The organism is Chryseobacterium sp. SC28, from assembly GCF_003932955.1.
Taxonomy (GTDB): Bacteria; Bacteroidota; Bacteroidia; order Flavobacteriales; family Weeksellaceae; genus Epilithonimonas.
This window is the reverse complement of record NZ_QOVY01000011.1, coordinates 79,715-92,384: the sequence shown is the minus strand read 5'-3', so window position 1 is coordinate 92,384 and position 12,670 is coordinate 79,715. Positions and strand designations below refer to the sequence as shown.

Annotated in this window: 4 protein-coding genes and 1 CRISPR repeat array; all 4 genes read right to left on the bottom strand. The window is 35.6% G+C overall.

The features are described 5' to 3' along the window. Positions 1–66: 66 nt before the first annotated feature. Positions 67–6,580: direct repeats of the CRISPR family, unit length 47 nt; unit sequence GTTGTGAATTGCTTTCATTTTTGTGTATCTTTGGGATACAACACAAC. A 57-nt stretch (positions 6,581–6,637) separates the two neighbouring features. After that, on the bottom strand, positions 6,638–6,976 hold the full coding sequence (gene cas2 / locus DTW91_RS08130; RefSeq protein ID WP_125202892.1) for a CRISPR-associated endonuclease Cas2: 339 nt from the start codon (positions 6,974–6,976) through the stop codon (positions 6,638–6,640). Continuing rightward, the gene (gene cas1 / locus DTW91_RS08125; protein ID WP_125202891.1) at positions 6,973–7,866 is read right to left on the bottom strand and encodes a type II CRISPR-associated endonuclease Cas1; all 894 of its coding nucleotides are present in this window, start codon (positions 7,864–7,866) and stop codon (positions 6,973–6,975) included. The genes cas2 and cas1 overlap by 4 nt, the downstream gene beginning before the upstream one ends. Before the next feature lie 2 nt (positions 7,867–7,868). Beyond that, complete coding sequence (cas9, locus tag DTW91_RS08120; protein WP_125202890.1) at positions 7,869–11,729, bottom strand: type II CRISPR RNA-guided endonuclease Cas9; 3,861 nt, start codon at positions 11,727–11,729, stop codon at positions 7,869–7,871. 180 nt (positions 11,730–11,909) lie between these two features. After that, positions 11,910–12,659: a glycerophosphodiester phosphodiesterase family protein gene (locus DTW91_RS08115; RefSeq protein WP_125202889.1), complete on the bottom strand. Its 750-nt coding sequence runs from the start codon at positions 12,657–12,659 to the stop codon at positions 11,910–11,912. Positions 12,660–12,670 lie beyond the last annotated feature (11 nt).

The window sequence follows — 12,670 nt, the reverse complement described above, 5'->3', positions numbered from 1 at the left end:
GCTTTCATTTTTGTGTATCTTTGGGATACAACACAACCGGAAGCCGTCTGATGAATTGTATGTGGTGTTGTGAATTGCTTTCATTTTTGTGTATCTTTGGGATACAACACAACATTCTATCCACAGAAAGCAATTCCTGAACGGTTGTGAATTGCTTTCATTTTTGTGTATCTTTGGGATACAACACAACTTTCTTTTGCCACTTCGCGGCTGATAGCATGTTGTGAATTGCTTTCATTTTTGTGTATCTTTGGGATACAACACAACTCGTCTGGCCTCCGGAAACAATGTTACAGGGTTGTGAATTGCTTTCATTTTTGTGTATCTTTGGGATACAACACAACAATAAGTCTCTCGTGATCGTCAATGTTTTTGTTGTGAATTGCTTTCATTTTTGTGTATCTTTGGGATACAACACAACCCCAATCAGGTATCAGACATCAGCTTTTTAGTTGTGAATTGCTTTCATTTTTGTGTATCTTTGGGATACAACACAACTATCCCTGCTCAAACCTCATACTTTGCGCTGTTGTGAATTGCTTTCATTTTTGTGTATCTTTGGGATACAACACAACCTCGGAAAAGCGTTGTTGGACAAAGGTGCTGTTGTGAATTGCTTTCATTTTTGTGTATCTTTGGGATACAACACAACTACAAGGGTTTAGGCGGAAACTTTCGGCTTGTTGTGAATTGCTTTCATTTTTGTGTATCTTTGGGATACAACACAACGAGAAATCGCTATCACCGCATTAAGAATTCGTTGTGAATTGCTTTCATTTTTGTGTATCTTTGGGATACAACACAACTTTTTTACCGAAAAGCACATAGCAAAGTTAGTTGTGAATTGCTTTCATTTTTGTGTATCTTTGGGATACAACACAACAAGATTTATAAATAATATTAACAAACATCGGTTGTGAATTGCTTTCATTTTTGTGTATCTTTGGGATACAACACAACTAACCGGCAATTTAGATGCAGTTAAATACTGTTGTGAATTGCTTTCATTTTTGTGTATCTTTGGGATACAACACAACGAGCTGGCATAATCTTTCATTTTGACGATAGTTGTGAATTGCTTTCATTTTTGTGTATCTTTGGGATACAACACAACATATTGAATTTAAAAAACTTGTTGATTTAGGTTGTGAATTGCTTTCATTTTTGTGTATCTTTGGGATACAACACAACTCGTTTGCTCCAATTAATAAAGCGAAGAATGTTGTGAATTGCTTTCATTTTTGTGTATCTTTGGGATACAACACAACATAATTATGCCAGTATCGGAAGCAACCGTTGTTGTGAATTGCTTTCATTTTTGTGTATCTTTGGGATACAACACAACCCGCGGCGTCGTGCAACGGGCTGCTCATCCGTTGTGAATTGCTTTCATTTTTGTGTATCTTTGGGATACAACACAACCGATAGAGGAAATTGATAATATTTCCGAATGTTGTGAATTGCTTTCATTTTTGTGTATCTTTGGGATACAACACAACAAGTACATGGCCAGCACGACGGCTAGATCTGTTGTGAATTGCTTTCATTTTTGTGTATCTTTGGGATACAACACAACAAGATTCTTCTCGGTAAGCGTCAATCTGTTGTTGTGAATTGCTTTCATTTTTGTGTATCTTTGGGATACAACACAACTGTTCAAATTTCTACAACACAGATTTAAGTGTTGTGAATTGCTTTCATTTTTGTGTATCTTTGGGATACAACACAACGTAATGAAAGTAGAAGACCTTATCCGCTTAGTTGTGAATTGCTTTCATTTTTGTGTATCTTTGGGATACAACACAACTATCTTTATTTACAGAAGATTTTAATGGTAGTTGTGAATTGCTTTCATTTTTGTGTATCTTTGGGATACAACACAACAAGGTCAATTCCGTTAACAATAACCTATCAGTTGTGAATTGCTTTCATTTTTGTGTATCTTTGGGATACAACACAACGGGCAGGCATTTTAATCAAAAATTCAATATGTTGTGAATTGCTTTCATTTTTGTGTATCTTTGGGATACAACACAACCGACGGGATCAACATAAAGTATACACACCTGTTGTGAATTGCTTTCATTTTTGTGTATCTTTGGGATACAACACAACTTGTTTTATCAAAGTGCATATTGATTTGGGGTTGTGAATTGCTTTCATTTTTGTGTATCTTTGGGATACAACACAACTCTACCAGAGATTTTGTCGAATAAAAATGCGTTGTGAATTGCTTTCATTTTTGTGTATCTTTGGGATACAACACAACGTAATATACATTATCACATCGTTACAGATTGTTGTGAATTGCTTTCATTTTTGTGTATCTTTGGGATACAACACAACCCTCTATTTGACCATTAATCTGACTTATTTGTTGTGAATTGCTTTCATTTTTGTGTATCTTTGGGATACAACACAACTTCTGTGAAAATTTTTCTTCAAAAGCTACAGTTGTGAATTGCTTTCATTTTTGTGTATCTTTGGGATACAACACAACCGAACTCATCGGCATCGGCCGTGAATTCCGTTGTGAATTGCTTTCATTTTTGTGTATCTTTGGGATACAACACAACATAACAGTTGATTTTTCTTCAAAACTTTGAGTTGTGAATTGCTTTCATTTTTGTGTATCTTTGGGATACAACACAACACAATATTCAATGGAACAAAAAATAGCAGTGTTGTGAATTGCTTTCATTTTTGTGTATCTTTGGGATACAACACAACGGCAAGTTCGTTATCATCCCATTCGGTGTGGTTGTGAATTGCTTTCATTTTTGTGTATCTTTGGGATACAACACAACGGCAAAACTTTGAGAGTGCTGGAAATGCGCGTTGTGAATTGCTTTCATTTTTGTGTATCTTTGGGATACAACACAACTAATTGCGGATTAGTTATCATTGATAACATGTTGTGAATTGCTTTCATTTTTGTGTATCTTTGGGATACAACACAACCGCCCTATCGGCTACACACCACGTTATACGGTTGTGAATTGCTTTCATTTTTGTGTATCTTTGGGATACAACACAACTTTCCGTAATCGTAAACTACAACTGCACCGGTTGTGAATTGCTTTCATTTTTGTGTATCTTTGGGATACAACACAACTCCAGCTCGCGCCCGTCCATAACCAAGATGGTTGTGAATTGCTTTCATTTTTGTGTATCTTTGGGATACAACACAACATTTGAATCAAAAATAACAATAAAACTGCAGTTGTGAATTGCTTTCATTTTTGTGTATCTTTGGGATACAACACAACCCACAACGGATTGACGTGATCGAGACTATGGTTGTGAATTGCTTTCATTTTTGTGTATCTTTGGGATACAACACAACGACGCCTGAAATGCTGTCATTATTATTCACGTTGTGAATTGCTTTCATTTTTGTGTATCTTTGGGATACAACACAACTTTTTCCGGAAAATTGATTCTCAAAGCATAGTTGTGAATTGCTTTCATTTTTGTGTATCTTTGGGATACAACACAACTATCATTTTCCATTATCTTCTGGTGTTTTAGTTGTGAATTGCTTTCATTTTTGTGTATCTTTGGGATACAACACAACATACACGTTATCACAGAGTGGGTTAAGGATGTTGTGAATTGCTTTCATTTTTGTGTATCTTTGGGATACAACACAACCTGTCGTCTGTATATCCATTAGCACGAGCGGTTGTGAATTGCTTTCATTTTTGTGTATCTTTGGGATACAACACAACGGTACGATATAATAACCCATATCGTCTATAGTTGTGAATTGCTTTCATTTTTGTGTATCTTTGGGATACAACACAACTGCGGCCCCGTTGAAGCCATTCATCGTCGGGTTGTGAATTGCTTTCATTTTTGTGTATCTTTGGGATACAACACAACGGATAACTTAAACGAAGAAGAGCTTAATGCGTTGTGAATTGCTTTCATTTTTGTGTATCTTTGGGATACAACACAACACATAAAGCTAATTGATGAAGATGACTTAAGTTGTGAATTGCTTTCATTTTTGTGTATCTTTGGGATACAACACAACCAATTAGCCGTATTAGCTTCATCTTCATCAGTTGTGAATTGCTTTCATTTTTGTGTATCTTTGGGATACAACACAACGATAGAAGCGCCCGTCCGCGCGCATCCCGAGTTGTGAATTGCTTTCATTTTTGTGTATCTTTGGGATACAACACAACAATTATGAGGCATCCAGAATATCATTTACAGTTGTGAATTGCTTTCATTTTTGTGTATCTTTGGGACACAACACAACATTTCAATACCGAACATGAAGCACATTTAGGTTGTGAATTGCTTTCATTTTTGTGTATCTTTGGGACACAACACAACCAAGAATTTTATTTAACTGATTTCTCAGCAGTTGTGAATTGCTTTCATTTTTGTGTATCTTTGGGATACAACACAACTAAATCCTCTGCTTTCTACATAGGTTGCATGTTGTGAATTGCTTTCATTTTTGTGTATCTTTGGGATACAACACAACTACACACCTTACTATGACAATACTGATTACGTTGTGAATTGCTTTCATTTTTGTGTATCTTTGGGATACAACACAACGAATCATCATAGCCAGCGAGTTGCCGGATTGTTGTGAATTGCTTTCATTTTTGTGTATCTTTGGGATACAACACAACTATGCCGTCTTTCACGACGCCAAGTAGCGCGTTGTGAATTGCTTTCATTTTTGTGTATCTTTGGGATACAACACAACAGATACTCAAACCTTGCAAGTATTTCGTCAGTTGTGAATTGCTTTCATTTTTGTGTATCTTTGGGATACAACACAACTGAGTTAGATATTGAACACGATGACGTTAAGTTGTGAATTGCTTTCATTTTTGTGTATCTTTGGGATACAACACAACTCGTATGTTAAAGTTTTTGTTAAAGTTTTAGTTGTGAATTGCTTTCATTTTTGTGTATCTTTGGGATACAACACAACACCATGTGCAGAAATATATCCCGCCAAACCGTTGTGAATTGCTTTCATTTTTGTGTATCTTTGGGATACAACACAACTACTTGGATAGCAGGTCTTTTAAATTGTTTGTTGTGAATTGCTTTCATTTTTGTGTATCTTTGGGATACAACACAACGTAAACCGATTTTTTCCCTCAAGTAAATGTGTTGTGAATTGCTTTCATTTTTGTGTATCTTTGGGATACAACACAACTATTTTTGTTTTCAAATGAAAAAAAATGCTGTTGTGAATTGCTTTCATTTTTGTGTATCTTTGGGATACAACACAACGTTATTAATAAAAATCCGTTCGAGGCTATAGTTGTGAATTGCTTTCATTTTTGTGTATCTTTGGGATACAACACAACTGTTTTCGAAATTATACTCTATCGCTTCTGGTTGTGAATTGCTTTCATTTTTGTGTATCTTTGGGATACAACACAACTACAAAGCTTTGCGTCATATCTTCTACGTGGTTGTGAATTGCTTTCATTTTTGTGTATCTTTGGGATACAACACAACGAACTGACTGATATAAACTTTCAAATGAGAGTTGTGAATTGCTTTCATTTTTGTGTATCTTTGGGATACAACACAACGAGTACTTGTAACTAAACCAAAGATAGCACGTTGTGAATTGCTTTCATTTTTGTGTATCTTTGGGATACAACACAACTAATTTTCTATGGTAGTTATCGTAAACCCTGTTGTGAATTGCTTTCATTTTTGTGTATCTTTGGGATACAACACAACGGACGGCAACAAGATAATGGACAAGACAGGGTTGTGAATTGCTTTCATTTTTGTGTATCTTTGGGATACAACACAACTGTGAAACAGAGATTAAGATTGCGCTTGACGTTGTGAATTGCTTTCATTTTTGTGTATCTTTGGGATACAACACAACCCATTTCCCCAATTAACTACAACTGTTGTAGTTGTGAATTGCTTTCATTTTTGTGTATCTTTGGGATACAACACAACAAAGTCGATGTCCAATAGACGTCTTTTCCGGTTGTGAATTGCTTTCATTTTTGTGTATCTTTGGGATACAACACAACTTGTGGAATAGCATTTAACGGGGTATTAGCGTTGTGAATTGCTTTCATTTTTGTGTATCTTTGGGATACAACACAACAGACCAGACATCATCTTAATCGATGACATCGTTGTGAATTGCTTTCATTTTTGTGTATCTTTGGGATACAACACAACGCTGTATAAACCCCTGTCTCTGCATCAACCGTTGTGAATTGCTTTCATTTTTGTGTATCTTTGGGATACAACACAACTTTTCTTCGTGTGTAGCAATAGTCTGGAGAGTTGTGAATTGCTTTCATTTTTGTGTATCTTTGGGATACAACACAACGATAGAGTATGTGCGGCATCGGCTGAATGAGTTGTGAATTGCTTTCATTTTTGTGTATCTTTGGGATACAACACAACCTTCATTTATTTCGGAAAATACTTTGTCGAGTTGTGAATTGCTTTCATTTTTGTGTATCTTTGGGATACAACACAACCCAAGAGTCAGGAAGGAGCTCTTCACGGCAGTTGTGAATTGCTTTCATTTTTGTGTATCTTTGGGATACAACACAACCTCAAAAAATAATCTACTGATTGTCAGTAGATTATTTTTGTTTTTAGGATTTTAATTTTAGAATAATTCTAATTGCTGGAAGGTAGGCGGCGGTTCTTCCTTGTTTCTGGCAAAGAAGATTTCGATGTCACCGAATTGTTTATCGGTAATGCACATAATCGCCACTTTTCCCGCTTTTGGCAGTATAAATTTGACCCTTTTAATATGAACTTCCGCATTTTCTCTGCTGGGACAGTGGCGAACATACATTGAAAACTGAAAAAGTGAAAATCCATCATCCAAAAGACGTTTTCTGAACAGATTGGCATCTCTCACGTTGGCCTTGGTCTCCGTTGGCAAATCATACAAAACGAGTACCCACATAATTCGGTAGGCATTAAACCTTTCGGCATTCATATCAATTCGGGATAGGAAATCAAGCGTTTTTCTCCCGTATAACATTTGTAAAGCGATGTCGCAGTGGTTTTTACCGCAACCAACAAGGGTCTTGTTTTTCCGTCGATGCTCACATCTTGGGTGGCGATTTGTAAGATGTGTGCCTTAAATTCTTTGGTCAATTCTTCGGCGTTGGGATTTTTGGTGAGCCAGTCCATTACCAGCCAATCTGCAAACGGGCGGTAGGGCTCCATCAAATCGTCTGCCAAGCAATAGGGATTGTATTTATTTTTGTGAAAAATCCCGAGTACGGGAATCAAACCTGTCTCAACGATGGCTCTCGCCACGATGCTTCTGAGCACGGCATACCCAAAGTTGAAAAACTGGTTGGGCGAGTCTCCGAAACGCTGTCTGAGAAAATCTAAACTGATGAGGTATTTCCAATAATGCTGTGCTGCAATGCCTTCCATATTGGTAATATCTCCACTTTTGACATTTTTTTGATATTCAATCATCGGCTCATAAAAATTGCCCAGGCGTCTCAAAACTTCTTTTTGATTTTCTATTTTGCATTCTATGGTTTGTTTCCAAAGTTGTTTTTTCAGTGGTTCGCTGGCTTCCAATTGGTCTTTCACCCGTTCCGAATGTTCGGTGTGTCCGTAAAAAGGGAGCATTATTCCGTGGGGTAAATGGTGGGCATCACAACTTACGATCACCACATTATTTCCCATCATTTTCTGAATGAGCTGATGGGAAATGGTAATCTGAAAATGATCCAGCATCAGCAGTCCCAAATCTTCCACGGGAATTTTCCCTTTCATTTCTTGGGTAGAAGGTTCCAAAATATACATTTGCTCGTCTTTGAGCTTCAGGTAAGCGGGATTGCCGATATAGATGGAGCGGGTGATCATATTTAGTACTCTCCTATTTTAGTAATTTCTCCTAAATGATTTAATCTTACTTTAATAGGATTTAAATCAATTAATCCTTTTGTGCTTAATCGATAATATCTCTTACTCTCTTTTGCGCCTACAGTTTTCTTTAACTCTGTATTTTTGGTTTCTAAGTGATGTCTAAACCAATAATCTCCTTCAGAGACACTCCAAACCAAGTACAAATGTTTACTCAATAAAGACTTATCATTATTTTTCAGAGCTTCGTCAAATTCTTCTTGTGATAAACCCAGAATAAACATTTCATTTTGCTGCATACTAAATTTTAAATTAAGATTATCAGCTGGTAGATTATTTAAAAATGATTCTGGAAGTTCTTTGTTTAATATTTGACTCCAAACATCTGACGAACTTTTAATAATAGGCGGAATCTTATATTTTTTCCTTTCTACTGCGTGCCAGAAAGTGCAACTATGCTGAATAAGTTTATTGTCCTTATCTTCATAAATAGCGATATGATGATTGTTGCCCATCACTACAAACCCTATTTCTTTACCGTTCTCATCTTTTTTAATTGCCTGTAAATTATTAGCATCAGGACGAGCAAACAAACGAACGGTGATAATCGGGATCTGTTTTTCTTCGTTAAACCAAAGTGTATCCTTGAAAGCTTCTTTTTCTTTGTTCCCAAATTGAGCTAGTCTTTCTTTTACTAAAAACTTTACTCTTTCATCAACAATATCATCAGCTTGGCTGGCTTTTAAACTTTGTAATTTGTATTTCAATACAGTAACATCATTGTAACAAGATGATTTTTCTAGAACTTCTGTCTTTTGTCTGTTCGTGAAGATTGGATTTTTCTTTAAAGTGGACAAGGCTATTTTAGAACTATTTTGATTTTCTGAGAGTCTAATTTCAACAAGATTTTTGATTTTCGGATTTACAATTTTGTCTGGATTTTCAAATAGATATTTTAAAGGTTTATCTTTTTCGATAACTTTAATTTTACCATAAACAGATTGCTCGTGCAATGCTCCTCTTGGAACAATTACTCCAGTATCTTTATTCCTTCCTGTTGCTTTAAATTTAGTTATTGTTGCAACTTTTTTACCCGGTTTAAAAGAAACTAAAATCTTATCTGCCTCTTGTTCAACATATTTTGTATCGAATTTAACAGGTTTCTGCAAACGCAAATAATCATCTAATTGGGATAATCTTTCTTTGTGATTTTTAACTAACTCATTATCATTTTCAAATTCTTTTTCGTTATAATTTTCTCCTAAGAGTTTTTTTGCTTCTTTAATTTCTCGTTGCATCAGATCTTTGGTATCACTAGAATTCAAGGTATTTATCCGTTGAATAAAACCTTGCTTTGTGCAAGCAACAACCAAAGCATCTATGGCGTGATGACGGTGGTCATCTCTTTTTGTCCAATTTTCGATTTCCTCTTTTTGATGTTTTCTTTTTCCGTGTTCGCTTGTCCACTCTTTGATAACGGTTTGTCCTAATTCTCTATATTTAGGCATTTGTAAATTCATCAAAACATCGTCCCAGCCCCATAAATTACGAAGTTTTGCCGTAACTCCACCTTCTGTTGTAGTAACGTTATTACATATTTTCTGTAAGATTTCTCTTGCTTTTCGAGAAATATATTGAGTATCCCTCAATTGTCTGTCGATAAAGTTTTCCCATAGTTTTTTATCGGTTTCTGTTTCTTTTCCTACCTTTTTTCTTTCCAGATATTCCTTGTGAGAAACTTTCAATCTTTGCATTTTATTGTAAGAAATAATACCTCTTTTGAACCAATCATCTATCCGCTCGGAATAGCGACGCAATTGCTCCTCGCCTTTTGTAGCAATGTAATCGTACGCAGTTTGATTGGTTTTTGTCGAATTACATTTCCTGTGAACCAATACTTTGTTGGTCTGAGAATCATCAAACAATAAATCTTTTGGTACAATATGGTCAACATCGTATGCATCACCACTGAGAGCCTCAGTTAAATTAAATGTTTCCCCACAATAAATACATTGATTATTGACTTGAGCATCTTTAAGATTTTTGCTGAGCGATGGAAAAATAAATTTATATTTCTGAATATACCGCTTGGTTACAGGCAACCCCAATTCAGCTAATCGTTTCCCGATTTCCTCATTGAGTTTTTTATTTTTGGAATTTTGTAAATCGGCATCATTTCGCTCGTCTTTACTTTGTTTAAGTTCACGTGCAAGTTCAACTCTTATTTCAGATGGTTTTCCATATTGTTCAAGGATTGCGTTGACCACATTAATCATCTGGTTCAGAATTTTCTCTACAATAGGTTGTCTAAGACTATTTTTGGGGAGAAGTTCTAATCGGTCTAAAGTAATTTGCTGTTCTCTTTCATCTTTCGTCAAAGAATTAGAATGATTGTAACCAGCCAAACTGCAGGATTGGGAATAATCATAGCCTTCCATCAGAAAAGGCAGGATTTTCCGCATCGATTTGTTCGATTTGTTCCCGAAAGCCTGTTTATTAAAATCGATACGAGACAATTGATCGGCAATTTCATCATCAAAACCAAACCTTTTTATTAGTGCACTTTTACATTCATCTAAATCTTTTATGGAATAGATTGTGTGCCACAGTTGATACAATGGTTCTTTCTCCAATGAAGCATCCAATTCCAAACCAGCTCTTTCTTCCAGAATCTCACCTGTCTTTTTATCCACCAACATTGAAGTATGATTTGACGGAATGATGGACACATTAAAATTTAAAAATTCGTTATCACCTAAAATAGTATGAAGTGTAGAGTAAGTTTCATTTCCTTTAATACCTTTGAGAATTTGCTTATTTACATAAACATCATTTTTATTTAATCCTAAAATTTCAAGAAGCTTTGTAAAACTTAAATTATCATTTTTAAACAAATAGTCTGCTAAAATCTCCCTCTCTTTTAAATTGGGAGTTTTCTCACCCCACTTATATTTGCTTCCTTCGGGATTTTTTATTTTTAAAGTAATCGTGTTTACCACTTCCCAAATCCGACAGAGCTGAAACAAAGGAGAAGTTTTCGGTGCAACTTTTGGTCCTACAAACACAACTTTATTTTTACCCTTTTCATTATCGAAAATGGTTTTCTCGAAACCCTCAAACTCGCAAATGCTGACTAATCCTTTTTGAGATTTCAGTTTCCTTTGAAAGTAAATGATTTCATTACGCAATTTGTGAACAAATTCATCTGTTAGAAAATCATGCTTGTTTTTTTGTGCATTTATAATAGCGTCAAACTCTTCTATATAAGCTTCACGTGGATATACCTCTTCTTTGATTCTGAAATAAGAATTGTTTGCGTTTGCATTATATAATTCTTCGTAAAAATACTGCCCAATAGTCTGATTTCTATCTTTCAGCTGGGCATAACGTCCTTTGACTGCCTGAACATAATCGGTGTCTTTTTTATCAGCATTTGCTTCGCTTCTTGCAGATTTATATCCTCTTTTTTGGTTGAGCATATAAAAAATACGCCCTAATTGTTCAGCAGATATATTTTCGTTGGGATTAGCAGAATCACTTCTTAACTTCCATAAATCAAGCATAGGGAGTTTCAATAATTCTTCAGATGGAAAAATATTATATTCTTCAAGAATTTTCTTTAAGTCTCTTTTTTTCAATTGTTTTCTGTCATACCCTTTTCTTTGGGTACGACTAATCGTTCTGCTTTGATTCTTCGTAATTGACAACCCTCTTTGAAATTCCTCCTTATCTGATGATGATAAAGGAATAATTCTTGAACCCATTGCAATGATGCATAAAGGGATATTATTATCATCTACCTCGATCAATGCCCACCCAATCGAGTTCGTTCCCAAGTCTAATCCTAGTATTTTTCTTTTCATAATTATTTAGTTTATTGAAACTGTTAAAATTAGTAAAAAAAAAATCACAGAAATTTGGAAATCCGCAAAGATTTTAAAAATTTTTTTTAGATTTGTAACCGAAAGCAATTCACAATAAGGATTATTCCGTTGTGAAAACATTCAAAGCGGGGCAACTCGCTTTTTTTTGTGAGATATTTTCTATTGCAGATCTTTCAATCGATCCGGAATATTCGTGGTAACAAAGCCAATTCCCTGCGCTTTCAGTTTTTTGTAAAGCTCCACATCATTCACCGTCCAAGAATTGGTGATCAACCCCAGTGCATTGGCTTCCGATATCCAAGTCGGGTTCTTTTCGAAAACGCTGTAATGATAATCGATACCATCCAATCCCTCCGCTTTGATCTGCTGCGGCGACAGGTCCCCGTTCAGATATTGAACTTTGAAGGTCGGCTCGTTTTTCTTGATTTGCTTACAAATATTAAGACTGAAGGAGATGAATTCACATTGAGAATCCATCTTCATATTTCGGATCATCTGCAAGGTTTTCTGTACGATTTCATTTTCCAATGCCTCTGTTTTTGCAGGTTTTATTTCGACGATCAGTTTCAAAGACCTGTCACTTTTTCCTTTTTTAAGATAAGATTTCAACGTGGGAAAATCTTCGCCGTTGGACAGTTTCACTTTTTTCAGATCTTTGAATGGGGTCTCAGAAATTTCCATCGTCCCGTGATGCTCATCGTGATTGATGACCAGAACCCCATCTTTGCACATTCTCACATCGAATTCGGAGCCATAAACCTTCAGTTTCTGAGCATTTTCTAAAGATTTGAGAGAATTTTCTGTCGTAGGCGGCACCGTCTGCCAATAGCCTCGGTGCGCAATAATCTGGGTTTGAGCGTGAAAAATCATAGCGATCATAAATGTTACGGTACAAAATAGCTTATTCATTGGGCAGATTT